The 23,547-nt window shown below is 65.9% G+C and carries 22 protein-coding genes; 14 read left to right on the forward strand and 8 right to left on the reverse strand.

The window, feature by feature from the left end; genetic code table 11:
• The first annotated feature begins 4 nt into the window (after positions 1-4).
• From spoT to BLT16_RS07735, 3 genes are all read left to right on the forward strand, one after another.
• Positions 5-2,137: a bifunctional GTP diphosphokinase/guanosine-3',5'-bis pyrophosphate 3'-pyrophosphohydrolase gene (gene spoT, locus BLT16_RS07725; protein ID WP_089657955.1), complete on the forward strand. Its 2,133-nt coding sequence runs from the start codon at positions 5-7 to the stop codon at positions 2,135-2,137.
• A 100-nt stretch (positions 2,138-2,237) separates the two neighbouring features.
• Positions 2,238-2,627: a RidA family protein gene (locus tag BLT16_RS07730; protein ID WP_089657956.1), complete on the forward strand. Its 390-nt coding sequence runs from the start codon at positions 2,238-2,240 to the stop codon at positions 2,625-2,627.
• Positions 2,628-2,708: 81 nt separating this feature from the next.
• A complete protein-coding gene (locus tag BLT16_RS07735; RefSeq protein WP_089657957.1) occupies positions 2,709-3,224 on the forward strand; it encodes an acyloxyacyl hydrolase in 516 nt (171 codons plus the stop codon).
• An 18-nt stretch (positions 3,225-3,242) separates the two neighbouring features.
• Here BLT16_RS07735 and BLT16_RS07740 read toward each other — a convergent pair whose 3' ends face one another.
• Entirely contained in the window at positions 3,243-4,118 is an 876-nt protein-coding gene (locus BLT16_RS07740; RefSeq protein WP_089657958.1) for an SDR family oxidoreductase, read from the reverse strand.
• Between the two features lie 80 nt (positions 4,119-4,198).
• On the opposite strand from BLT16_RS07740, the gene BLT16_RS07745 reads away from it, so the two are divergent.
• Together BLT16_RS07745 and recG are read left to right on the forward strand one after the other, a co-directional pair.
• Positions 4,199-5,119 carry a hydrogen peroxide-inducible genes activator gene (locus BLT16_RS07745; protein WP_089657959.1) on the forward strand — a complete coding sequence of 307 codons (921 nt, stop codon included), beginning with the start codon at positions 4,199-4,201 and terminating at the stop codon, positions 5,117-5,119.
• Positions 5,116-7,197 carry an ATP-dependent DNA helicase RecG gene (gene recG / locus BLT16_RS07750; RefSeq protein ID WP_089657960.1) on the forward strand — a complete coding sequence of 694 codons (2,082 nt, stop codon included), beginning with the start codon at positions 5,116-5,118 and terminating at the stop codon, positions 7,195-7,197. The genes BLT16_RS07745 and recG overlap by 4 nt, the downstream gene beginning before the upstream one ends.
• 5 nt (positions 7,198-7,202) lie before the next feature.
• Here recG and yccS read toward each other — a convergent pair whose 3' ends face one another.
• The 4 genes from yccS to BLT16_RS07770 form a co-directional block, all read right to left on the reverse strand.
• Positions 7,203-9,419 (reverse strand): YccS family putative transporter, encoded by a 2,217-nt coding sequence (yccS, locus tag BLT16_RS07755; protein ID WP_089657961.1) that lies wholly within the window; start codon positions 9,417-9,419, stop codon positions 7,203-7,205.
• Positions 9,420-9,483: 64 nt separating this feature from the next.
• Positions 9,484-9,840, reverse strand: coding sequence for a hypothetical protein (locus BLT16_RS07760; protein WP_089657962.1), 357 nt, complete (start codon positions 9,838-9,840; stop codon positions 9,484-9,486).
• Between the two features lie 99 nt (positions 9,841-9,939).
• On the reverse strand, positions 9,940-10,215 hold the full coding sequence (locus tag BLT16_RS07765; protein WP_043531173.1) for an HU family DNA-binding protein: 276 nt from the start codon (positions 10,213-10,215) through the stop codon (positions 9,940-9,942).
• A 115-nt stretch (positions 10,216-10,330) separates the two neighbouring features.
• A complete protein-coding gene (locus tag BLT16_RS07770; protein ID WP_089657963.1) occupies positions 10,331-11,491 on the reverse strand; it encodes an FAD-dependent oxidoreductase in 1,161 nt (386 codons plus the stop codon).
• Between the two features lie 156 nt (positions 11,492-11,647).
• Here BLT16_RS07770 and BLT16_RS07775 point away from each other — a divergent pair, with 156 nt between their 5' ends.
• The 9 genes from BLT16_RS07775 (at position 11,648) to BLT16_RS07815 (ending at position 21,230) form a co-directional block, all read left to right on the forward strand.
• Positions 11,648-12,133 carry a chorismate--pyruvate lyase family protein gene (locus tag BLT16_RS07775; RefSeq protein WP_089657964.1) on the forward strand — a complete coding sequence of 162 codons (486 nt, stop codon included), beginning with the start codon at positions 11,648-11,650 and terminating at the stop codon, positions 12,131-12,133.
• Positions 12,134-12,162: 29 nt separating this feature from the next.
• Positions 12,163-13,047 carry a 4-hydroxybenzoate octaprenyltransferase gene (gene ubiA, locus BLT16_RS07780; protein WP_089657965.1) on the forward strand — a complete coding sequence of 295 codons (885 nt, stop codon included), beginning with the start codon at positions 12,163-12,165 and terminating at the stop codon, positions 13,045-13,047.
• A 378-nt stretch (positions 13,048-13,425) separates the two neighbouring features.
• Entirely contained in the window at positions 13,426-14,115 is a 690-nt protein-coding gene (gene phoB, locus BLT16_RS07785) for a phosphate regulon transcriptional regulator PhoB (RefSeq protein WP_089657966.1), read from the forward strand.
• A gap of 1 nt (position 14,116) precedes the next feature.
• Positions 14,117-15,433 (forward strand): phosphate regulon sensor histidine kinase PhoR, encoded by a 1,317-nt coding sequence (phoR, locus tag BLT16_RS07790; protein ID WP_089657967.1) that lies wholly within the window; start codon positions 14,117-14,119, stop codon positions 15,431-15,433.
• Between the two features lie 166 nt (positions 15,434-15,599).
• On the forward strand, positions 15,600-17,180 hold the full coding sequence (locus BLT16_RS07795; protein ID WP_089657968.1) for an ABC transporter substrate-binding protein: 1,581 nt from the start codon (positions 15,600-15,602) through the stop codon (positions 17,178-17,180).
• Positions 17,181-17,245: 65 nt separating this feature from the next.
• Positions 17,246-18,223, forward strand: coding sequence for an ABC transporter permease (locus BLT16_RS07800; RefSeq protein WP_089657969.1), 978 nt, complete (start codon positions 17,246-17,248; stop codon positions 18,221-18,223).
• Complete coding sequence (locus BLT16_RS07805) at positions 18,220-19,173, forward strand: ABC transporter permease (RefSeq protein ID WP_089657970.1); 954 nt, start codon at positions 18,220-18,222, stop codon at positions 19,171-19,173. Before BLT16_RS07800 ends, BLT16_RS07805 begins: the two co-directional genes overlap by 4 nt.
• Complete coding sequence (locus BLT16_RS07810) at positions 19,148-20,206, forward strand: ABC transporter ATP-binding protein (protein WP_176817195.1); 1,059 nt, start codon at positions 19,148-19,150, stop codon at positions 20,204-20,206. The genes BLT16_RS07805 and BLT16_RS07810 overlap by 26 nt, the downstream gene beginning before the upstream one ends.
• Positions 20,190-21,230, forward strand: a complete 1,041-nt coding sequence (locus BLT16_RS07815) for an ABC transporter ATP-binding protein (RefSeq protein ID WP_218124423.1) — start codon at positions 20,190-20,192, stop codon at positions 21,228-21,230. The genes BLT16_RS07810 and BLT16_RS07815 overlap by 17 nt, the downstream gene beginning before the upstream one ends.
• A 1-nt stretch (position 21,231) precedes the next feature.
• Here BLT16_RS07815 and cysZ read toward each other — a convergent pair whose 3' ends face one another.
• From cysZ to pstB, 3 genes are read right to left on the reverse strand one after another with little or no spacing between them, the layout of a single operon-like run.
• On the reverse strand, positions 21,232-21,957 hold the full coding sequence (cysZ, locus tag BLT16_RS07820; protein ID WP_089657972.1) for a sulfate transporter CysZ: 726 nt from the start codon (positions 21,955-21,957) through the stop codon (positions 21,232-21,234).
• Positions 21,957-22,685 carry a phosphate signaling complex protein PhoU gene (gene phoU, locus BLT16_RS07825; RefSeq protein WP_089657973.1) on the reverse strand — a complete coding sequence of 243 codons (729 nt, stop codon included), beginning with the start codon at positions 22,683-22,685 and terminating at the stop codon, positions 21,957-21,959. Before phoU ends, cysZ begins: the two co-directional genes overlap by 1 nt.
• Positions 22,686-22,728: 43 nt before the next feature.
• Complete coding sequence (gene pstB / locus BLT16_RS07830; protein ID WP_422717923.1) at positions 22,729-23,499, reverse strand: phosphate ABC transporter ATP-binding protein PstB; 771 nt, start codon at positions 23,497-23,499, stop codon at positions 22,729-22,731.
• Positions 23,500-23,547 lie beyond the last annotated feature (48 nt).

Here is a 23,547-nt window from a genome sequence, read left to right on the forward strand (position 1 = left end):
CTGCATGTTCACCATCGATGACCTGGCCGACCGCCTCGGCGGCTATCTTCCCCCTGAAGAGATCTGCCAGGTCAAGCGTGCCTTCTACTACGCCGAACAGGCCCATGACGGCCAGCGGCGGCGCTCCGGTGAGCCCTATGTTACCCACCCGCTCGCCGTAGCCAATATTCTCGCCAACATGCACATGGACCATCAGAGCCTGATGGCGGCCATGCTGCACGACGTGATCGAGGACACCGGTGTCTCCAAGGAGGCACTCGGCGAGCAGTTCGGCGAAGCGGTAGCCGAGCTGGTCGACGGCGTCTCCAAGCTGACCCAGATCACCTTCGAAGACAAGGCGGTCGCCCAGGCCGAGAACTTCCAGAAGATGGTGCTGGCGATGTCGCGGGATATCCGCGTGATCATCGTCAAGCTCGCCGACCGGCTGCACAACATGCGCACCCTGGGCGCCCTGCGCCCCGACAAGAAGCGCCGCATCGCCCGCGAGACGCTAGAGATCTACGCCCGCATCGCCAGCCGACTGGGCATCAACACCATCCGCGTCGAGCTCGAGGACCTCTCCTTCCAGGCGCTGCACCCGATGCGCTCGGAGCGCATCAAGCGTGCCGTCAGCAAGGCCCGCGGCCACCGCCGCTCGACCATTCGCCAGGTCCAGAGCAGCCTGCAAAAGTGCCTCGACGACGACGGCCTGCCGGGCACCGTGATCGGCCGCCAGAAGCACTTGCTATCGATCTACAAGAAGATGCGCGACCAGCGTAAGTCCTTCGCCGAGATCATGGACGTGTTCGGCTTCCGCATCATCACCGACGATGTCGACAGCTGCTATCGCATCCTCGGTGCGGTGCACAACCTCTACAAGCCGGTGCCGGGCCGCTTCAAGGACTATATTGCCATCCCCAAGGCCAACGGCTACCAGAGCCTGCATACCACCCTGTTCGGCAGCGGCGGGATGCCCATCGAGGTGCAGATCCGCACCCGTGAGATGGAGGCCATGGCCAACAACGGCATCGCCGCCCACTGGCTCTACAAGGCCGGCCAGACCAAGCGGCCGATCGCCGCGGGCAGTCACGCCCGGGCCCGCGAGTGGGTGCGAGGCCTGCTCGAGATGCAGCGCCACGCCGGCAACCCGCTGGAGTTCATCGAGCACGTCAAGAACGACCTGTTCCCCGACGATATCTACGTGTTTACCCCCAAGGGCGACATCATGGAGCTGCCCCAGGGCGCCACGGTGATCGACTTCGCCTACAGCGTACACACCGATATCGGCAACAGCTGCATCGCGTGTCGCATCGACCGCCACCTGGCGCCGCTGTCGAGCCGCCTGGAGAGTGGCCAGACCCTGGAGATCATCACCGCCCCGGGTGCGCGACCCAATACCACCTGGCTGTCGTTCGTGATCACCGCCAAGGCACGCTCGGCGATCCGCCACGCCCTCAAGCACCAGCAGCACACCGAGTCGGTGCAGCTCGGCCGCCGGCTGCTCAACAAGGCCCTGGCGGATTTCGAGACCAGCCTCGAAGAGCTTCCCGAGGGGCATCTCGCTGCGCATCTCGACGAGCTCGGCGTCAAGCAGCAGGATGAGTTGCTGGAGTCGATCGGCCTGGGCACGCGTATGGCCTATGCGGTAGCGCGCCGGCTTGCCGAGGCACTGCAGGACGCGCCCGAAGCGCGCGGCCAACGCAGCGACACGCATGGGCCGATCATGATCAGCGGTGCCGAGGGCATGGTGATCAACTTCGCCCGCTGCTGCCATCCGCTGCCGGGCGACCCGGTAATCGGGCACACCTCGGTGGGCAAGGGCATCGTGGTGCACCGCGCCGAGTGTCGTAACCTCGACGACCTGCGCAGCGACCCGGAAAAGCTGTTTGCTCTGGAGTGGTCCGAGAACCAGGAGGCCGACTTCCCGGTGGCGCTGCGCATTCAAGTCGAGAGCCGCCGCGGGCTGGTCGCCGAGCTGGCCGGCCTGGTGACCGATGCCGATGCCAATATCGAACGCATTGGCATCGAGGAGCGCGACGCGCGGCTATCGATCGTGAACCTGACACTCGCCGTACGCGACCGAGTGCATCTGGCGCGGATCATCAAGCGCATCCGCAACCTGCCCCACGTCGGCAAGATTCAGCGCGCCACCAATTGAGCACGCCCCTAGGCCCCGCTGCGGCGAGCCGCAGCGGGGCCGACGTTGTTACATTACATTCATCACAATGCACCATAGCGCACTACGCGAGGGAGACATCATGAGCAACAAGGCCGTGATCAACACCGACAAGGCACCCGCCGCCATCGGCCCCTATTCCCAGGCCATCAAGGCCGGCAACACCGTCTACCTGTCTGGGCAGATACCTCTCGACCCCGCCACCATGGCGCTGGTTTCCGAAGACTTCGAAGCCCAGGCCCGCCAGGTTTTCAGCAATCTCCAAGCGGTCTGTGAAGAGGCGGCTGGCACCCTGGCCGACGTGGTCAAGATCAACCTATACCTGGTCGATCTCGACAACTTCGCCATCGTCAACAAGGTCATGGAGGAGTTCTTCGACGCGCCCTTCCCGGCACGCGCCGCGGTGGGCGTCAAGGCGCTGCCCAAGGGCAGTCAGGTCGAAGCCGAAGCGGTGATGGTGATCGGCGACTGAGGTCGTTTTCCTGCTAATCGTTTCTGACGTAAACTCGCTTAACAAGGCGAATGAATTCAGGGACGAACGCAGGAAAAGCACATGAAACGAGCAACGCTTAAACGCCTGGCTGCCGCGCTGCTGCCCGGCCTGACACTGGTGAGCGCACCCGCGGCGAGTCAGGCCGACGGCTATGTCACGCTGGGTGCCACCAGCGAGGGCACCCCGGCTATCAGCCTGGGACTGGACCGCACCTTCAGCCTCTCCCGCTGGCATCCGCAGCTGGCGCTGAGGCTGGGTAGCGGGCTGCTACTGCTGCCGGGGGATGACCGCGACGACAATGCCGCCTGGACGCTGACCCCGGCGCTGCGCTGGACCTTCGCCGGCGAACGCGGCGTGTTCGCCGAGGCCGGCATCGGTGCGGCCGTATTCCTCAATACTCGCCATGAGGATCGTCACCTTTCTACCGCCTTCCAGTTCGAGGATCGCCTTGCCCTCGGCCTCCCGCTGGGCAGCGGCGAACTCTCGGCCAGCCTGATCCACTACTCCAACGCTGGGCTCAAGCGGCCGAATGAGGGCTTCGAAACCCTTTCGCTGGGTTATCGCTTCCCACTATAAGCCGCTGGGCGCTCGAGACTACGCCTGTTCGGGCAGAAAGCCGCCCTCCTTGAGCACCTGGGCATAACCCTCGCGGTAGGTTGGATAGCGGAACACATAGCCGCTCTCGCGCAGCCGGCTGTTGTCACAGCGCTTGCTGGCGCGGCGGCGCAGCGGCGACTGAATGGTTTCGGTGGATTCGACCTTGAGCTTGCCGGCCAGCCACAGCATCACTTCGTGCAGAGGCGCCGGCTCGCAGTCACTGGCCAGGTAGAGGTCGTCGACCGGCGACTGCTCAAGGGTGCGCTGGATAAGATGTGTCAGTACCCCGGCGCAATCGTCGCGATGAATACGGTTGGAGTACATCGGCGGTGCCCCGGCAGCGATCCGCCCTTCGCTGACCTGGCGGATCAGACGGTCACGGCCCGGCCCGTAGATGCCCGAGAAGCGCACCACGGTGCCGGGTAGCGGGTGATCGATCAGCGCCTGCTCGGCCTGGCGCATCAGGATACCCGAGAAGCCATGCGGCTCGGTGGGGCTGGTTTCATCCACCGTTTCACCGTCCTGCTGGGCATAGACACTGGTCGAGGAAACGAAAAACACCCGCTTGGGCGGCGTATTGCGGCCGGCATATTCACCGAGCACAGCACGCAATCCATCCGGATAGGCGCTGCGATAGGCCTCCTCTTCGAAGCGATCGGCACTGAGCACATAGACGATGACATCGGCGTCTGGCAGCTCAGGCAGTGCCGCCGGGTCGCTGATGTCCAGCGCCAGCGGTTCGATTCCGCTATCCTTGAGGGTCGTCTGGGCCCGGCGCCGTACACCAATCACTCGCTGACCGGCCGCAATGAGTTGCCGCCCCAGGGTCATGCCGATGTCGCCACAGCCAATAATCAGTGTCGTCGTCTTCACCTTTCCCTCGCCCCTTGATAAAAAGTCCCTATTGGAAATTTGCTATCCATCTGCTCGAGAGGATGCCCACTGGCACCGCTATGACTCTAACAGAACTGCGCTACATCGTAACCTTGGCCCAGGAGCGTCATTTCGGGCGCGCTGCCGAACGCTGCTTCGTCTCCCAACCGACGCTCTCGGTGGCGGTCAAGAAGCTCGAGGAGGAGCTCGGCGTGGCGCTGTTCGAGCGCTCCAAGTCCACCGTCCAGGTCACCCCGCTTGGGGAAAAGATCGTCGAGCAGGCCCAGCGGGTGCTAGAACAGAGCAGCGTGATCAAGGAACTGGCCAACGCTGGCAAGGACCAGTTGGCCAGTCCGCTGCGCGTCGGCGCCATCTATACCATCGGTCCGTATCTGTTTCCTCACCTGGTGCCGGAGCTGGCGCGCAGCGCCCCGCAGATGTCGCTGTACATCGAGGAGGGCTTTACCGCCGCGCTGCGCCGCAAGCTGCGCAGCGGCGAACTCGACGCGATCATCGTGGCGTTGCCCTTCACCGAGTCCGACGTGCTTACCAAGTCGCTCTACGACGAGCACTTTGAGGTGCTGATGCCCGCCGACCACCCGTGGACGGCCAAGAACAGCATCGACAAGGAGGACCTGCTCGAGGAGCGGCTGCTGCTGCTCGGTGAGGGCCACTGCTTCCGCGATCAGATTCTCGAAACCTGCCCGGCCATCAGTCACCAGCTCAATAGCCCCAGTAACACCCTCACCGCCGAGGGCGGCTCGCTGGAGACCATCCGCCATATGGTCGCCTCCAAGCTGGGCATCACGGTGCTACCGCAGTCGGCGATCGGCACCGGTCACTACGAAAGCGGGGTGTTAACCAGTCGGCCGTTCACCCCCGAAGCGCCGTCGCGCACCGTGGCGATTGCCTGGCGCGCCAGCTTCCCGCGCCCCAAGGCCATCGATGCCCTGACCGACGCCATCGCCCGCTGCCGTAGCCAGGCCATCGCTGCCGCATGACATGCTTCGAGGAGCCGGTCACCGAACTCAGCGGCGTCGGCGAGGCGCTGGCCACCAAGCTGGCCCGGCTGCGCATTGCCAGCCTCGCCGACCTGCTCTTTCACCTGCCGCTGCGCTATCAGGACCGCACCCGTATCACGCCCATCGGCACCCTGCGTGCCGGGATCGAGGCGGTGGTCGACGGTGAGGTGGCGGCCAGCGACGTGGTGCGCGGCAGGCGCCGCAGCCTGCTGGTCCGGCTCAAGGACGGCTCGGGTATCCTCAGCCTGCGCTTCTTCCACTTCTCGCCGGCTCAGCAGCAGCAGTTTCAGCCCGGCACCCGAGTGCGCTGCTTCGGCGAAGCGCGCGCCGGCGCCACCGGGCTGGAGATCTATCACCCCGAATATCGCCTGCTCAAGCATGGTGAAGCGCCAGTGGACGAGCACCTGACGCCGATCTATCCCACCACCGAGGGCCTCAACCAGGCGCGTCTACGCGGCCTGCTCAAGCAGGTCCTGACGCGCCTGGAGGCCGACCCCGAGTCGCTGCCTGATGGCATCCCTGCGGCGCTGCGCGAGCGCTTTCGTCTCGCCGGCCTGCACGAGTGCCTGCACTATCTGCATCAGCCACCGCCGGACGCTGATCTGGAGCGCCTGGCCAGCGGACAGCACCCCGCCCAGCGGCGCCTGGCACTGGAGGAGCTGCTCGCCCATCAGCTCAGCCTGCGCCAGATCCGGCTGCGCATTCAAGCCGACGGCGCCCCCCGGCTTCCCTCAGGACGCAGCCTGCAGGCGCGCTTCGTCACCCAACTGCCGTTCACCCTCACCGCCGCCCAGCGTCGCGTGCTCGATGAGATCGGCCACGATCTGGAGCGGCCCGCGCCGATGCTGCGGCTGGTGCAGGGCGATGTCGGCTCGGGCAAGACAGTGGTCGCCGCCATGGCCGCGCTGCAGGCGCTGGCCGGCGACTGCCAGGCGGCACTGATGGCGCCCACCGAGCTGCTCGCCGAGCAGCACTACCGCAGCTTTCGCGCCTGGTTCGAGCCGCTCGGCATCGAGGTCGCCTGGCTGTCCGGCAAGCTCAAGGGCAAGGCGCGTCTGGATACCAAGGCCGCCATCGAGGATGGCCGAGCGCGGATGGTGGTGGGCACCCACGCCATCTTCCAGGATGACGTGCGTTTCCAGCGCCTGGGCCTGGCGATCATCGACGAGCAGCACCGCTTCGGCGTGCATCAGCGCCTGGCGCTGCGCGAGAAGGGCGAGGCCGGCGGCCTGACGCCCCACCAGCTAGTGATGACCGCGACGCCAATCCCGCGCACCCTGGCAATGAGCGCCTATGCCGATCTCGACGTCTCGGTCATCGACGAGCTGCCGCCGGGGCGCACTCCGGTGCAGACCGTGGCAGTGCCCGACGAGCGCCGCCCCGAGGTGGTCGAGCGCATCCGCCGAGCCTGCGCCGAGGACCGCCAGGCCTACTGGGTCTGCACCCTGATCGAGGAGTCCGAGGTGCTCGAGTGCCAGGCCGCCGAGGCGACCCGCGAGGAGCTCACCGAGGCGCTGCCGGAACTCGCCATCGGCCTGGTCCACGGCCGCATGAAGGCCGCCGACAAGGCCGTGGTGATGGACGCCTTCAAGGCCGGCGAACTCGACCTGCTGGTCGCCACCACGGTGATCGAAGTCGGCGTCGACGTGCCCAATGCCAGCCTGATGATCATCGAAAACCCTGAGCGCCTGGGGCTGTCGCAGCTGCACCAGCTGCGCGGCCGGGTCGGCCGCGGTGCCACTGAAAGCTTCTGCGTACTGCTCTACCGCCCGCCGCTGTCGGCGCACTCGCGTGAGCGGCTGGGGGTGATGCGCGAAACCAGCGACGGCTTTCGTATCGCCGAGAAGGACCTCGAGCTGCGCGGCCCCGGCGAGGTGCTGGGTACCCGCCAGACCGGCCTGGCACAGATGAAGATCGCCGATCTGGAGCGTGACCGCGATCTGCTCGAGCAGGTCAGTCCGCTGGCCCGGGCGCTGCTCGAGCAGGCCCCCGAGGCCAGCCCGCCGCTGATCCGCCGCTGGCTGGGGGAGGAAGCCGGTCGCTACGGCCAGGTATAGGCACCTCAGTGCGCGGCGGAAAGTGCCTCGGGGGAGCTGCCGCCGCCGACCATGACCAGCCGATTGGCGGCCTCGGCAAGCGGCGCCAGCTGCTGGGTAATCAGCCGCAGCTGGCTCTGAATCGGACGATAGGGCACGCCCGCCTCGATATTCTCCGCGGCCGGCGCCTCGAGCCGCTCGAGCAGCGCGTTGACCTCGGCCTCCAGCGCCCGCAGCGGACGCCGCGCCTCCAGCGCCTCGGCGATCTGGCCAAGCAGGGCACCGATCTCGCGCGCCAGTGGCACCAGGGAAGCATCATCCTCGTCGTCGGCCAGACGGTGACGGTGCGCGCCCAGCGCCGACAGGTGGCTGAGCAGGGTGTGCGACAGCACCAGGAAACGCAGCCCATCGTCGGCCTCCGCCTTACGATAGTGCCCCGGCTCGTGCAGCATATTGGTCAGCACCGTCGACAGCGCGGCATCGGCATTGTGGGCGTTGCGCCGCGCCAGCCGGTAGGCCAGATCGTCCTGCTTGCCGGCCTCGTACTGATGGATGATCTCATCGAGATAGCCGCGGCTGTTGGTCAGCACCTTGGCCGCCTCGCGGTTGAGGCGTCGCCCCTGCCAGTCGGGCAGGATGAAGAACACCGCCAGCCCGGCAATCAGCGCGCCGAGTAGCGTATCGAACAGCCGCGGCCAGATCAGGTCGAAACCGTCGCCGACCTGGTTGAAGCTGCACAGCACCAGCAGGGTGATCGCGGCGGTGGCGATCACGTAATGTTTCTCGCGATTGGCGAAGAACGCCACGCCGGCAATCACCGCGATCAGGCTCTGAACCAGTGGCTGCGGAAACAGCGTGATCGACATCCAGCCGGCGACCAGACCAAGCACGGTGCCGACGATGCGCTGGGTCAGGAAGCGTCGGGTGGTGGCGAAGTTGGGCCGGCATACGAACAGCGTGGTGAGCAGAATCCAGAACCCCTGCTCCGGGTCGAGCCACTGCAGCAGCGCATAGCCGGCAAGCAGCGCCAGCGGCAAGCGCAGGGCGTGGCGGAAGGTCGGCGAGCCCAGGGTCAGATTGAGACGTATGCGCTCCCAGGCGTCACCCAAGCTGCTCGGCGTTCGGTCGAACAGGCTATCGTCGCGGCGCGCCTCGTCGACATCCGGATTGTGGGCACTGGCCAGCTGAGACTCCAGGGTGGCGAGGTTGTCGGCCAGGGCGTCGAGCGGGAACAGCAGCTCGCGCCACTCCGTGCGGCGCTGGCCGCGCAGGTTATCGATCGAGGCGCGCAGATCCTCCAGCGCCTGCTCGCTCTGGTGGTGATCGAAGGGGCGGTTGAGCAGCAGCGCCTTGGCCAGCCGCCGACAGGCAAGCCCTTGCTGATCGAGCAGTCGCTGGCAGCGGAACAGCACATCGTGATGAAAGAACGCCTCTGTCAGCGCGGCGTAGGGGTAGTGGGTAGAGCTGGCCCGCTCGTGGATATCCTGGGCAATGAAGTAGATGCGCAGATAGCGGTTGAGCTTGCGGTCGCCGCGCTGGCCCTCGAGACGCCGGAAGATCATCTCCTTGGCCTGATTGAGGGCCTCCACCACCTGGCCGTTCTGGCGTGCCAACGCCAGCCGCCGGGCCTCGATATCGACATCGCGCAGCGGCTCGAAGAGTGCCGACTTGAGCATCAGGTACTCGCCCAGCGCCTTGTAGACCCGCGCCATGCTCTGCTTGACCGGCTGACGCGAGAACAGCGCACACCAGATCACCGAGATCAGTCCATACCAGGCCGCACCGGCCAGCAGCAGCAGCGGTTGCCGCCAAGGACCATCATCGGGCACGCCGCCGTGATGCTCGATATTGATCATCGAGTAGATCGACAGGATCAGCGTACCCGAGGCGATGGTGGCGTAGCGCTGGCCGATGGCGCCGAGCATGATCAGCACGAAGGTGGCCACCCCCAGGCCGGCGGCAAACAGCCACGGCCAGGGATACAGCCACTGCACGCTGATCGAGGCTACGGCAAAGCAGGCCAGGGTGACCAGCAGCGCCTGCAAGCGGCCCTGCCAGCTGTCGTCGGTCTCCGACAGCGCGCTGGCGATGATACCCAGAAACAGCGGTATCACCAGCGCCACGTCGCCCACCGCCCAGCTGAGCAGCAGCGCGCCACTGAAGGCCAGAAAGACCCGCAGGCTGTAGGCAAACTTGTCGAGCGTCCACAGACGCCGTAGAGGGAGCGAGAGGGTAGTCGGCATGCTAGTGTTATACGTTAGTATAACGACGGCTGGCTAGCGGCAGCGTCAACGCAGCCGCCACCCGTTACAAATGACGTAGTAACTTTTGCAACCGGGTCAGATCCTTGGAGTCGCCGACCAGACGCACCTTACCGCTCATCATGCCGTCGAGAAAGCTACGCTGGGTGGGTTTGCGCAGCACCTTCACCGCGGTATCGGCATCGGCAAAGCGCAGTTCCAGATCGAGGTCCACCGGCAAGCCGGGGGCCGTGTCGATGCCACGCGGCGACATCCGGTAGTGACGTGCGATGGACAGGTCTTCGGTAGCAATGCCCCAATCGAGGCCGCGCATCTCTCCAAGCGCCTGGCGAAACGCCGGCTTACGCCGCTGTGCCCGCTTGAGCAACAGGCCGAGCAGCCACAGCATCAGTCGCAGCTTCATGGTATGTCCTGGCATGGAAGTGGGTCACAAGGACACGACGCCGACAGCCAGCATGATCCCTGGGCTCTGGGCGTCGCGTCATCGGGCACCGCGTTACGCTTACTTAGCGACGGCGTCCTTGAGCGCCTTGCCGGGCTTGAACGCCACGGTCTTGCTGGCCGGAATGGTCAGCGGCTGGCCGGTCTGGGGATTCTTGCCGGTACGTGCGGCACGCTCGCGCACGGTGAATGAGCCGAAGCCGATCAGTGACACGTCCTGGCCCTTGGACACGCTGCCGGTGATCTCGTCGAGAATGACGTTGAGTACCTGGCTGGCTTTGTCCTTGGAAAGATCGGCACGCTCGGCAATCGCCGAGGCGAGTTCTGGCTTGCGCATACAGCCCTCCTAGTTTGGCATTGGCATGGCGGAAATACCGCCGTGTTATTGTTCATTACTAAAAACTTACGTATTGGTTACGCGGTAATGACCGTTGGCTCGCAACGCAACGTCACTAGACTAGCAACGCCGGTGCCGCCCGCGCCAGTTCGACTTTCCGCCTGACGCAGGCGCCTGTCAATGCAAAACCGATCAAACGTCCGTCCTCGGCCTCGGCCAGGGCCGCCAGATCCATCCCTTCCCCCTCGATGCGCCAGCGTGTCACCGGCCGGGTCGGCGGCAGCGCCACACAGGGCAGCAGCGGCGTCTTGACCAGGATCGGCCAGGCGCCGTAGCTGACCTCAGTGGGGCTCCCGGCGAGGGTCGCCGACAATGCCTTGGCGCTGGCCTGCAGCGGCTGGACGTACATCGCATTGACCCCGGCCACGCAGGCCACATCGCCCAGCGCGTAAACGCCCGGCTGCGAGGTTTGCAGCGTGCGATCCACGCTGATGCCGGCCTCGCTGACCGTCAATCCGGCCTCGGCGGCCAGCGCAGTGCGCGGCGCCAGGCCGGTGGCCACCAGCACCAGATCGGCCTCGAGCGACGGGTCATCCTCGAGGCGCACCGCCACCCGACTGCCCTCCGCATCTAACCCGGCGAGCTGCCGCCCCAGGTGTAGGTCGATGCCCGCCGCGGCAAACGCCTCGCCCAGTGCCCAGCCGAGGGGCTCGGGCAGGAGCCGCGGTAGCGGCGTGGTTTCTGGGGCTACCAGGCTCACCGCATGTCCTCCGGCGGCCAGATCGTTGGCGAACTCACAGCCCACCAGGCCGGCGCCGATGATCGCCACCCGCGCCGGACGCCCCAGCGCCTCGAGGGCTGAGTGGAAAGCCCGGTAGTCATCGAGATCGTTGATGGTGAAAACGCGCTCAGCAGCAGCCTCCGGAATCGCAAAGGGGACCCGCGGCGCGGCGCCGGTGGCGATTACCAGCTCACCGTAGGGCAGCGTTTCCGCCCCGATGGCCAGGCGTCCTGCCTCCCGGTCGATGGCCGTGACCCGGGTGTGCGGGCGCATTACCACGCCGAGCTGCTCGGCAACCTCCAGCGCCGAGCGGGCTGCCAGCCGCTCCGGCGGCAAGCGCTTGGCAAAACCGGTGGAGAGCAGCGGTTTGGAATAGTCGTCACCGCTGTCGGCGGTAATCAGGGTAATCGGCCGCCGGGTATCGCGGGCGCGCAGCTGGCGAACCAGGCCCAGCGCGGCCATGCCGCTGCCGATGAGGGTCAAGGGGGCGTCCATGAAACTCCTGAGAATCGGGGTCTGACAACCGGGATCATTGATCGCCCATGATACACTACGGCTCCGTTTTAGACCCGGAGCCCGCCGGTGCAAGACCGCTTACTCCCTCGTGTTCCGCCCTGTCGCTGGCGGCCCGCCGCCGCTCATCGACCGGCCATGAGCGCCGCCTGGTGGCAGTGGGTCGCCTCCAGCGACTCCCTGACCGCGCGGCTGGTCGCCGCCGCCGAGGGGCGCCCGTTTCGCGTCAGGCTGCTCGCGCAGCGCCTCGGCCGGCCACGCCTCGACGAGGCGCGCGCGCTGGGGCTGCCGCTGCATCAGGCGGTATGGCTGCGCCAAGTGGCGCTCTGTGTCGACGAGCGCCCCTGGGTGGTGGCGCGCTCGGTCGCGCCGCTGGCTCAGCTTCGCGGCCAGCGCCTCGAGCGGCTTGGCGAGCGCTCGCTGGGCAGTTGGCTGTTTCGTCAGCCGGACCTGGAACGCGGCCCGATCGAGATCAGCGCCGACCCCGCGCCCTTCGCCAGCGCACTGAATCCATCGGGTCCCTGGGGTCGCCGCTCGGTGTTTCGCCACGGACGCTTCGCGGTACTGGTGCAGGAGTTCTTTCTCGATGCCATGGCGGATGAATTGGCGCTGCCACCGCGCTAGGATGAGGCGCGTCGCTGCTGGAGACTGACATGGAAAACACCGCTCGCCCTCGCGGCCTGAAACGCCTTCCCGATTTTCTGCGCTTGACGCGCCTCGACCGACCGATCGGCACCTGGTTGCTGATGTGGCCGACGCTGTGGGCGCTGTGGCTGGCCGCCGAGGGCCTGCCGAGCCGCGACATCCTGCTGATTTTTATTGCCGGGGTCTACGCCATGCGCGCCGCCGGCTGCGTGATCAACGACTACGCCGACCGTCACGTCGATGGCCACGTCAAGCGCACCCGGGATCGCCCACTGGCCACCGGCCGCATCAGCGAGCAGGAAGCCAAGGGGCTGTTCGCCAGCCTGGTGGCCGTGGCGTTCCTGCTGGTGCTGTTCACCAACCTGTTCACCATCCTGCTGTCGATCGGCGGGGTGATACTGGCCTTCATCTATCCCTTCATGAAGCGCTATACCCACTTCCCTCAGGTATTCCTGGGCGCGGCGTTCTCGTGGGCGATTCCCATGGCCTTCGGCGCCGTGCTCGGCCATGTGCCGCCCGAGGCCTGGCTGCTGTTCGCCGCCAACGTGGCCTGGACGGTGGCCTACGACACCCAGTACGCCATGGTCGACCGCGACGACGATCTCAAGATCGGCATCAAGTCCACCGCGGTGCTGTTCGGCCGCGCCGACAAGCTGATCATCGGCCTGCTGCAGCTGGTGACCCTGGGCCTGCTCGGCTGGGTCGGCCTGCGCCTGGCACTCGGCGCCTTCTACTGGCTGGGGCTGGCCGCCATGGCGGCGATCTTCGTCTACCAGCAGTGGCTGATTCACGACCGCTCCCGGGAGCGCTGCTTCCAGGCCTTCCTCAACAACCACTGGGCAGGGCTGGTGCTGTTTGCCGGCCTGGCGCTAACGCTTTGGCCTGAGGGGTAGCACTCAGCCCTGACATCTGAGGAGAGTGCTATCACAGCTGCTCTGCGAGGGACGCCGGGGGCAGGTCGTAGAGGAGGTTTGCGCCATGGGTTCGGAGCACTGCTCCGAACGAGCTGGCCAAGGATGGCCAGCTCCGGTCCTGCAAGCGAAGCAGGATGCGTGAGCGCAGCAGGGCGCAAGGTAGCGCCCTGGGGTGGGTTCACAGCGCCTCCTCGCAGGCCTGCCGACGGATCAGTCCCGAGCATGGCAGCTATCTGCAGTAGCCCCGGCGCCATGTCGTCTTGACGCTGTCTGCGGGCGCGCCATGCTAAGTGTCATGAGATTGTCATCTTCTCGCGTTGTAATCGCCATACTGTCATGACCCCATGAGGCTACCGGATGTCCGCCAAGACCGTTCTGATCGTCGATGACGAAGCCCCCATCCGCGAGATGATCGCCGTGGCCCTCGAGATGGCCGATTACCAGGTGATCGAGGCAGATAACGCCCTGGATGCCCACGCCATCATCGTCGACCGCCAGCCCGATCTGCTGCTGCTCGACTGGATGATGCCCGGCACCAGCGGTATCGAACTGGCCCGCCGCCTCAAGCGCGAGGAAACCACCAGCGAACTGCCGATCATCCTGCTCACCGCCAAGAGCGAGGAGGACAACAAGATCCAGGGACTCGAGGCCGGCGCCGACGACTACATCACCAAGCCGTTCTCGCCCCGCGAGCTGGTAGCACGCCTCAAGGCCGTGCTTCGCCGTACCACGCCCAAGGGCGTCGAGGAGGCGGTCGAGGTCGAGGGGCTGATTCTCGACCCCGCCAGCCACCGGGTCAGCGCCCACGGCAGCGCGGTGGAGATCGGCCCCACCGAATATCGTCTGCTGCAGTTCTTCATGACGCACCAGGAACGCGCCTATACTCGTAGCCAGCTGCTCGACCAGGTGTGGGGCGGCAATGTCTATGTCGAGGAGCGAACCGTGGACGTGCATATCCGTCGCCTGCGCAAGGCGCTGGGCGAACCCCATCAGCACCTGATTCAGACCGTGCGCGGTACCGGCTATCGGTTCTCCGCCCAGGGCTGACGTGCGACTCTGGAGCCGCGAGCTGTGGCGCCTGGCGTTGATCATCGCCAGCGCTTCGTTGGCCGGCTGGCTGCTCGATGCGGCCATGCCCGGTCTGGCTGCGGGGCTGGCCATCGTGCTGCTGATCCAGCTGCGCCAGCTGCATGCCCTGCACCGCTGGCTGACACGCCACCCCCACGCAGAACCACCTGCCGCCCGTGGCCTGTGGGGCGAGCTGTTCGACCGCCTTTACAAGTACCAGAAGGCCCAACGCATCACTCAGCAGCGTCTGCGCGACACCCTCAAGCGCATCCAGGACTCCTCTGAGGCGATGAGCGACAGCGTGGTGATGCTCGACCGCCGCGGCGACCTGGAGTGGTGGAACAGCGCCGCCGGCCAGATGCTGGGGCTGCAGACCGTCCACGATCGCGGCCAGCACATCACTAACCTGCTGCGCGATCCACGCTTTATCGACTACTTCAACGCTCGCGACTACCGTGAGCCATTGACCCTGCCCTCGCCCATCGACGAGCGTCAGATGCTGCAGTTCCAGATCACCCTCTACGGCGACGACGAGCGGCTGCTGATGGCACGCGATATCACCCGCCTGCACCGTCTCGAGCAGATGCGCCGCGACTTCGTGGCCAACGTCTCCCACGAGCTGCGCACGCCGCTGACGGTGCTGGCCGGCTACCTCGAGACCTACACCGATATCGCCGACCAACTACCACCGCGCCTCGCCCGCGGCCTCGGCCAGATGCAGGCCCAGACCTCGCGCATGCAGAATCTGGTCAATGACCTGCTGCTATTGTCGCGGCTGGAGATCGACCGACGCGGCGACGACGAGGCGCCGCTGGCGGTCGATACGCTGCTCGAGACGATTCGCCGCGACGCCGAGTCGCTCTCCGCCGGACGCCATCACCTGCACGTCGAGTGCGAGGAGCCGCGTCGCCTGGTGGGCAGCGAGCAGGAGCTGCGCAGTGCGATTTCCAACCTAGTCTTCAACGCCGTGCGCTACGCCGGTGACGGCCGCCATATCACACTGCGCTGGCGCGCCCATGGCAACGCTGCCTGCCTCGAGGTCGAGGACGACGGCGAAGGCATCGATCCGGTACATATCCCGCGCCTCACCGAACGCTTCTACCGCGTCGACAAGGGCCGCAGCACCGCCACCGGCGGCACCGGCCTGGGCCTAGCGATCGTCAAGCACGTGCTGCTGCGCCACGACGCACATCTCGAGATCGACTCCCACCCCGGTCAAGGCGCACGGTTTCGCTGCGTGTTCCCAACGTCACGCCTTGCCCGCCCCAACGCCGTCAACGCTTCCCAACAGGCCTGAACGGTTCAACAGGCGCATTGGCAAGACGGTTTCAGTTGCAACAGTCAAAACAGCGCTGAAAATTCGCACCGGGCTCTCCTGGCATTCTCGGCTACCTTGTGAGAGAAATCTCACACGGGCAGCCGCCCATCAAACGCTTGAATGAGAACCATCAGGGGATAACAAGATGTTCCAGAAAACCCTAATCGCCACCGCCGTGATCGGTGCCATGCTGGCCTCCACGGCCCACGCCGAGACGCTGCGCTGGACCCGTTCCGCCGACAGCCTGACCATGGATCCCCACTCCCAGAACGAGGGGCCGACCCACTCGGTCAACCACCAGATCTTCGACACCCTGCTCTATCAGGACATGGACGTTGAGTATCAACCCGGCCTGGCCACCGACTGGTACGTACACGAGGATGACCCCAGCGTGTGGGTCTTCGAAATCCGCGAGGGTGTGACCTTCCACGAGGGCCAGGCGCTGACCGCCGACGACGTGGTCTTCTCGCTCAACCGCGCGCGTCACGAGAACGCCGATATGCGCGGCCTGCTGACCTCGATCGTCGAGGTGCGCGCCGCCGACGACTACACCGTGGAAGTGGTTACCGACGGCCCCAACCCGCTGCTGCCCAACAACCTCACCAACCTGTTCATCATGAGCCGCGAGTGGGCCGAGGAGCACGGCGTCGAGGAACCCCAGGACTACGCCGCCGGCGAAGAGACCTATGCCGTGCGCAACGCCAACGGCACCGGCCCGTTCCGCGTCGAAAGCCGCGAGCCCGACGTGCGTACGGTGTTCGTGCGCAATGACGACTACTGGGGCATCGACCACTACCCGATGGAGATCTCCGAACTGATCTTCACCCCCATCGAGTCCGCCTCGACCCGCGTCGCCGCGCTGCTCTCCGGCGAGGTCGACCTGCTCCAGGAGACCCCGGTTCAGGATATCGAGCGCCTCTCACAGGCTGACGGCATCAAGAACGAGCAGGGCGCCGAAAACCGCACCATCTTCCTCGGCATGCGCATGGACCTCGAGGTGCTCGACAGCACCGACGTCGACAGCAACCCCTTCGCCGACCGTCGCGTGCGCGAGGCCATCAATCTCGCCGTGGATGCCACCACCATTCAGCGTTCGGTGATGCGCGGCAACTCCGAACCCGCCGGGATGATCGCACCGCCGTTCGTCAACGGCTACACCGAGGAGATGGACGAAGTGCTGCCGGCGGACGTCGAGCGCGCCCAGGCACTGATGGACGAGGCCGGCTACGGCGACGGCTTCCGGGTCACCCTGAACTGCTCCAACGACCGCTACGTCAACGATGAGCAGATCTGCCAGGCGGTGGTCAGCATGCTGGCGCGGATCGGCGTCACCGTCGACCTGATCGCCCAGACCCGCTCGCTGCACTTCGCCGAGATGGCCCGCGAGGAGTACGACTTCTATCTGCTCGGCTGGGGCGTGCCGACCATGGACTCGGAATATGTCTTCAACTACCTCTACCACACCAAGGAGGAGGATCGCGGCAGCTGGAACTTCACCGGCTACTCGGATGAGCGGGTCGACGAGCTGACCGTGGCCATGGGCCAGGAGGTCGACGAGGACGCACGTAACGAGATGATTGCCGAGGCATGGCAGATCGTCCACGACGAGATCCTCTATATTCCGATCCACCACCAGATGCTGACCTGGTCGATGCGTGACGACATCGAGTTCCAGGTGCAGAGCGAGAATACCCCGCACTTCAAATACCTGCGTTTCAATAACTAAGCCGTAACCCGTGCTAGGCCCTCTGCGCGTTATCCTCGCGCGGAGGGCTTCACCGTGGAGATCCCATGCTGGCATTCCTGATCCAGCGCGTACTGCAGGCCGTCTTCGTGATGGTGGTGGTCGCGCTCATTGCGTTTTCGCTGTTCCACTACGTCGGCGACCCGGTCCTCAACATGGTCGGCCAGGAGGCCACCGAAGCCGATCGCGCCGCGCTGCGCGCACGCCTCGGCCTCGACCAGCCGTTGCCGATCCAATTCTTTCAATTCATCGCCAACGCCGCTCAGTTCGAGTTCGGCATCTCCTACCGCTCGGCACGACCGGTCACCGACCTGATCGTCGAACGCCTACCGGCGACCCTGGAGTTGGCCATCATCTCGGCCATCTTCGCGGTGGTGATGGGCATCGTGCTGGGTATCTATACCGCTCTCAACCGCGGCAACTGGCTGTCCAACTTCATCATGACTGCTTCGCTGATCGGCGTGTCGCTACCGACCTTCCTGATCGGCGTGCTGCTGATCTATGTGTTCGCCGTTGAGCTCGGCTGGCTGCCCGCCTTCGGCCGCGGCGAGGTGATCGATCTCGGCTGGTGGAATACCGGCCTGTTGACCCGCAGCGGCCTCGCGTCGTTGATTCTTCCGGCGATCACCCTCGGCCTGTTTCAGCTGACGCTGATTATGCGCCTGGTGCGCGCCGAAATGCTCGAGGTGCTACGCGCCGACTACATCAAATTCGCCCGCGCCAGGGGCCTGTCGAAGCGCGTGGTCAACCTGCGCCACGCGCTGAAGAACACCCTGATCCCGGTGATCACCATCATCGGCCTGCAGCTCGGCACCATCATCGCCTTCGCCATCATCACCGAGACGGTCTTCCAGTGGCCCGGGGTCGGGGCGCTGTTCATTACCGCGGTGCGCTTCGTGGATATCCCGGTGATGGCCGCCTACCTGATGATGATCGCGCTGGTGTTCGTGGTCATCAACCTGATCGTCGACCTGCTCTACTATGCGGTCGACCCGCGCCTGCGGGTTCAGGGAGGTGCCAAATGAGCGAATCACACCACGCCGTCACGCCGCCACCCAGGCCCGGCAAGCTGCGCAGCTTCCTCGACAGCGATATCGTCTACTCCTGGAAACGCCAGCCGGTGGTGATACTCGCCACCCTGGTGACCCTGGTGATGTTCCTGGGCGCGCTGTTCGCCCCTTGGATTGCGCCGCAAAACCCCTTCGATCCGCGCCAGCTCGACCTGATCGACGCCTTTACCCCGCCGCTGACCACCTCGGATTTCACCGGCAATTTCTACCTGCTGGGCAGTGACAGCCAGGGCCGCGACGTCTTCTCGGCGATCCTCTACGGCTCGCGGATATCACTGCTGGTGGGCTTCGCGGCAGTGCTGTTCGCGCTGGTGCTGGGCACTGCCCTGGGCCTGATGGCGGGGTTCCGTGGCGGCTGGCGGGATGCCCTTATCATGCGCATCGCCGATGTCCAGCTGACCTTCCCGTCGATCCTCATGGCGCTGCTGATCTTCGGCGTGATCCGCGGCTTCCTGCCGCGCTCGATGCATGCCGAAGTGGCGATCATCGTGCTGATCGTCGCCATCGGCCTCTCCGACTGGGTGCAGTACGCCCGCGCGGTGCGCGGTGCCACCCTGGTCGAGAAGGGCAAGGAATACGTCCAAGCGGCGCGGGTGATCGGCCTGCCGGCGCGCAACATCCTGTTCCAGCACATCCTGCCCAACGTGATGCGCCCGGTGCTGGTGATCGGCACTATCGGCCTGGCCCTGGCGATCATCGCCGAGGCCACACTGTCGTTCCTGGGGGTGGGCATGCCAGCCACTCAACCGAGCCTGGGCACGCTGATCCGGGTCGGCCAGGACTACATGTTCTCCGGGGAGTGGTGGATCCTGCTGTTCCCTGGCCTGGCGCTGCTGATGCTGGCGCTGTCCGTCAATCTACTCGGAGACTGGTTGCGTGATGTCCTCAACCCCAAGCTCAGATAGCCCCCGCGACGACGGCACTCCCGCCGTGCCGGTGCTCAGCGTGCGCGAGCTGCGGGTCGAGTTCCCCACTCGCCACGGTACCCTGGTGGCCCTCGACAAGGTCAGCTTCGATATCGCTCCAGGCGAGATCCTCGGTGTGGTCGGCGAGTCCGGCGCCGGCAAGTCGATGACCGGCAACGCGGTGATCCAGCTGCTCGAGCCGCCGGGCCACATCGCCGCCGGCGAGGTACACCTCGGCGCGCAGCGCATCGACAATCTCGACGAAGACGCCTTCGTGCCGCTACGCGGCCGACATATCGGGATGATCTTCCAGGATCCGCTGACCAGCCTCAATCCGCTGTTCTCGGTGGGTGAGCAGCTGATCGAGACGATTCGCACCCACCTGCCGATGAACCACAAACAGGCTCGCGAGCGAGCCCTCGAACTGCTGCGCGAGGTGGGTATCCCGGCGCCGGAGAACCGCCTCGACGCCTACCCGCACCAATTCTCCGGGGGCATGCGCCAGCGCGTGGTGATCGCCCTGGCCCTGGCCGCCGAGCCCGAGCTGGTGATTGCCGATGAACCCACCACGGCACTGGATGTCTCGGTGCAGGCGCAGATCCTGGCGCTGCTCAAGCGGCTGTGCGCCGAGCGCGGCACCGCGGTGATGCTGGTCACCCACGACATGGGGGTAATCGCCGAGACTGCCGACCGGGTGGCCGTGATGTACGCCGGCCGGCTGATCGAGATCGGCCCGGTCAACGCGGTGATCCGCGAACCGCAGCACCCCTATACCCGCGGCCTGATGGCGTCGATTCCCGGCATCGAGACCTCCCGCGAACGCCTCTACCAGATCGAGGGGGCGATGCCGCGGCTGGCGGCGATCCCCGCAGGCTGTGCCTTCAACCCGCGCTGCCCGCACGCTGTTGAACGCTGCCGCAGCGAGCGCCCCGAGCTGCTGCCCACCGGCACCAGCCGCGCCGCCTGCTGGCTGCACGACCCCGACAACCCCGTGACCCCCGTTATCGAGGAGGCGCATGCCGATGGCCACTGATCCGCTGACCACTGCCGAGCGCGGCGAGGTGCTGCTCGAGGCCCATGACCTGGCGCGCCACTTCGATGTCTCCAAACCGTGGCTGAATCGCGTGCTGGAGCGCAGCGACAAGCTCACCCTCAAGGCGGTAGACGGGGTGAGCTTCGCCATCCGCCGCGGCGAGACCCTGGCGCTGGTGGGCGAGTCCGGCTGCGGCAAGTCCACCGTGGCGCGCTTGATCGTCGGCCTCTACGGCCTGACCCGTGGCCGTCTGCTGTTCGACGGCGAAGACATCAGTGACCTGGTCAACCGCAGCGGCAAGCAGGCCGCGGCGGTGCGCAAGCGCTTTCAGATGATCTTCCAGGACCCCTACGCCAGCCTCAACCCGCTATGGCGGGTAGGCACCATCATCGGCGAGCCGCTGCGCGTGTTTCGCCCCGACATGAGTGCCAGCCAGCGTCGCACTCGGGTCGGCGAGCTGCTCGAGCAGGTGGGGCTCTCGGCGCCGGACGCCAACCGCTACCCCCATGAATTTTCCGGCGGCCAGCGCCAGCGCATCTCCATCGCCCGGGCGCTGGCCAACGAACCGGAGTTCATGATCTGTGACGAGCCAACCTCGGCACTGGATGTCTCGGTCCAGGCGCAGATCCTCAACCTGATGCGCGACCTGCAGCAGCAGTACGGCCTGACCTATCTGTTCATCAGCCACGACATGGCGGTGGTCAAGCACATGGCCGACCGCATCGCGGTGATGTACCTCGGCCATATCGCCGAAATCGCCCCCGCCGAGCAGCTGTTCGCCACGCCGCGCCACCCCTACTCGCAGATGCTGCTGGCCGCGGTGCCGACGCTGACCGGAACGGGCAAGCGGCGCGGCGTGATCGAGGGCGAAGTCCCCAACCCGGTGCATCCGCCCTCCGGCTGCGCCTTCCATCCGCGCTGCCCGCATGCCGATGCGCGCTGCGCGCGGGAGACACCAACGCTGATCGCGCACAGCGACAGCAGCGAGGTGGCCTGCCACGCAGTGGAAGAGGGGCGGATCTGATTCAGTCGGTCTGGCCGCGGTAGTGGCGATCCCACATCAGTACCGCGCCGGCCACCGCCCCCGGCAGCAGCAGCAGGTTGGCCAGCGGCAGCCAGGTGATCAGCGTCACCAGGCCACCGTAGCTGAGCGTCGGCCAGGGGCGAGCCCTGAGTCGGCGGCGCATGTCAGCAAAGGTGACCTTGTTGTTGTCCATCGGGTAGTCGAGGTAGGTGATCGCCATCACCCAGGCCGAGAAGGCCGCCCACAGCAGCGGCGCTGCCACGTTGAGGGCGGGAACCCAGCTGATCACCAACAGCACTGCCAGCCGCGGCAGGATATACGCCAGCTTGACCAGCTCGCGACCCAGCGCATCGACGCCGGTGCGTAGCAGGCCGCGGTCGTCGAGGGGCTCACGGCCGCAGGCGCTGACCTCCACCCTGGCAGCGAGAAAGCCGTAGAAGGGGGCGGCAATCAGGTGGGTGACCAGGGTAAAGGTGAAGAACACCATCAACACCAGGGTCACCACGAACAGCGGCCAGATCAGCCACTCCAACCAGCCCAGCCAACCCGGCACCATCGCCATCCAGCCCGCCAGCCAGCCGCCGAAGTGGCTGAGCACGTAATGCAGCATGGCGGCATAGACCAGCAGATTGACCGCCAGCGGCACGAACACGTAGCGCCGCAGCCCCGGGGTGTAGACCAGCCGGGTACCGCGGGTCAAAGCCTCGAGGGCCGACAACGCTGCCATCAGCCGCGCCGCTTGATCGCCTCGTCGTCGAGCTCATCGGGATCGGTGTGGCGGATATCCAACCCCTTGACCAGGTAGACCACGTACTCGGCGAGGTTGTTGGCGTGATCGCCGATGCGCTCCAAGGCGCGCAGGATCCACATTACGCTGAGCACCGAAGTGATCGAGCGCGGGTCCTCCATCATGAAGGTCATCAGCGAGCGCATGGCGGTGGTGTATTCGCTGTCCACCGCCTCGTCCTCATGCACGACCTCGAGCGCCAGGTCGAGATCGAAGCGGGCGAAGGCGGTCAGCGCATCACGGACCATCTTGCGCACGTGTTCGCTGATATGGCGCACCTCGATAAACCCCTTACTGCCGTTGCCGGCCTCGGCCAGGCTCATGGCATTGCGCGCGATCTTGCTGGCCTCGTCGCCGATGCGCTCGAGGTCCGAGGTGGCGCGGATCACCGCTAGCACCAGACGCAGATCGGAGGCCGCCGGCTGGCGCCGCGCCAGTACCCGGGTGCACTCGTCGTCGATCTTGATCTGCATGTCGTTGACCGCATTGTCGTTGTCGCGGACCCGTTCGGCCAGCCGACTGTCACCGTCGAGCAGTGCGGTAACGGCCTCCTGGACCTGCTTCTCGACCAGCCCGCCCATCGCCATCAGGTGGGTCTTGAGCTCTTCGAGCTCCTGGTTGAACTGCTTGGAGATGTGCTGACTATGCGTTTCGCTGGTGATATCCATGCTGACTCTCCTGATGAGCGGTGGCTCCGGTGGAGCCTTGGGCTCAGGCCATGCGGCCGGTGATGTAGTTTTCGGTGCGCGCCAGGCGCGGGTTGGTGAACAGCGCATCGGTAGGCGCGTACTCAACCAACTCGCCGTCGTGCAAGAAAGCCGTGTAGTCGGAAACCCGTGCCGCCTGCTGCATATTATGGGTCACCAGCACCAGCGTCAGCTGCGACTTGAGGCTGCGGATCAGCTCCTCGATCTTCAGCGTCGAGATCGGATCCAGCGCCGAGGCCGGCTCATCGAGCAGCAGAACCTCGGGCTTGACCGCCAGGGTGCGGGCGATCACCAGGCGCTGCTGCTGGCCGCCGGACAGCGACCAGGCCGAGTCGCCCAGGCGCGCCTTGACCTCATCCCAGAGTGCCGCCGAGCGCAGTGCCCATTCCACTACTTCGTCGCGCTGGCGCTTGCGCATATCGCCCTGCAGGCGCAAACCAAAGGCGACATTCTCGTAGATCGACATCGGGAAGGGGTTGGGGGTCTGGAACACCATCCCCACCCGCCGGCGCAGCTCGGCTACCGCCACCTCGGGCGCATGAATCTCCTGGCCCTCGAGGCGTATTTCGCCGCGTCGACTGACTGTCTCGTTGAGATCGTGCAACCGGTTGAGTGCGCGCAGCAGCGTCGACTTGCCGCAGCCCGACGGCCCGATGAAGGCCGTGACTCGGCGCCTCGGCACGCGCAGCGTCAGCTCCTTGAGCGCCGGCGTCCCGGCATAGGCCAGGCTCAGCGCCTGGATCTCCAGGCAGCTGTCGGCGGCGGCGATGTCGATTACCGCCTCACGTTCCGCGATATTGGCCGGAGTGGCAGATTGCGCAAG

Source organism: Franzmannia pantelleriensis, assembly GCF_900102875.1.
Lineage (GTDB): Bacteria > Pseudomonadota > Gammaproteobacteria > Pseudomonadales > Halomonadaceae > Franzmannia > Franzmannia pantelleriensis.

Coding starts and splice junctions, on each gene's coding strand:
- BLT16_RS07735 (WP_089657957.1), top strand. CDS start 2,709: ATGAAACGAGCAACGCTTAAACGCCTGGCTGCCGCGCTGCTGCCCGGC.
- cysZ (WP_089657972.1), bottom strand. CDS start 21,957: ATGGCAGCGTTGTCGGCCCTCGAGGCTTTGACCCGCGGTACCCGGCTG.
- ubiA (WP_089657965.1), top strand. CDS start 12,163: ATGGAAAACACCGCTCGCCCTCGCGGCCTGAAACGCCTTCCCGATTTT.
- BLT16_RS07745 (WP_089657959.1), top strand. CDS start 4,199: ATGACTCTAACAGAACTGCGCTACATCGTAACCTTGGCCCAGGAGCGT.
- BLT16_RS07805 (WP_089657970.1), top strand. CDS start 18,220: ATGAGCGAATCACACCACGCCGTCACGCCGCCACCCAGGCCCGGCAAG.
- yccS (WP_089657961.1), bottom strand. CDS start 9,419: ATGCCGACTACCCTCTCGCTCCCTCTACGGCGTCTGTGGACGCTCGAC.
- BLT16_RS07760 (WP_089657962.1), bottom strand. CDS start 9,840: ATGAAGCTGCGACTGATGCTGTGGCTGCTCGGCCTGTTGCTCAAGCGG.
- recG (WP_089657960.1), top strand. CDS start 5,116: ATGACATGCTTCGAGGAGCCGGTCACCGAACTCAGCGGCGTCGGCGAG.
- BLT16_RS07770 (WP_089657963.1), bottom strand. CDS start 11,491: ATGGACGCCCCCTTGACCCTCATCGGCAGCGGCATGGCCGCGCTGGGC.
- BLT16_RS07795 (WP_089657968.1), top strand. CDS start 15,600: ATGTTCCAGAAAACCCTAATCGCCACCGCCGTGATCGGTGCCATGCTG.
- BLT16_RS07810 (WP_176817195.1), top strand. CDS start 19,148: ATGTCCTCAACCCCAAGCTCAGATAGCCCCCGCGACGACGGCACTCCC.
- spoT (WP_089657955.1), top strand. CDS start 5: ATGTTCACCATCGATGACCTGGCCGACCGCCTCGGCGGCTATCTTCCC.
- phoB (WP_089657966.1), top strand. CDS start 13,426: ATGTCCGCCAAGACCGTTCTGATCGTCGATGACGAAGCCCCCATCCGC.
- BLT16_RS07815 (WP_218124423.1), top strand. CDS start 20,190: ATGCCGATGGCCACTGATCCGCTGACCACTGCCGAGCGCGGCGAGGTG.
- BLT16_RS07800 (WP_089657969.1), top strand. CDS start 17,246: ATGCTGGCATTCCTGATCCAGCGCGTACTGCAGGCCGTCTTCGTGATG.
- phoU (WP_089657973.1), bottom strand. CDS start 22,685: ATGGATATCACCAGCGAAACGCATAGTCAGCACATCTCCAAGCAGTTC.
- BLT16_RS07765 (WP_043531173.1), bottom strand. CDS start 10,215: ATGCGCAAGCCAGAACTCGCCTCGGCGATTGCCGAGCGTGCCGATCTT.
- BLT16_RS07730 (WP_089657956.1), top strand. CDS start 2,238: ATGAGCAACAAGGCCGTGATCAACACCGACAAGGCACCCGCCGCCATC.
- BLT16_RS07775 (WP_089657964.1), top strand. CDS start 11,648: ATGAGCGCCGCCTGGTGGCAGTGGGTCGCCTCCAGCGACTCCCTGACC.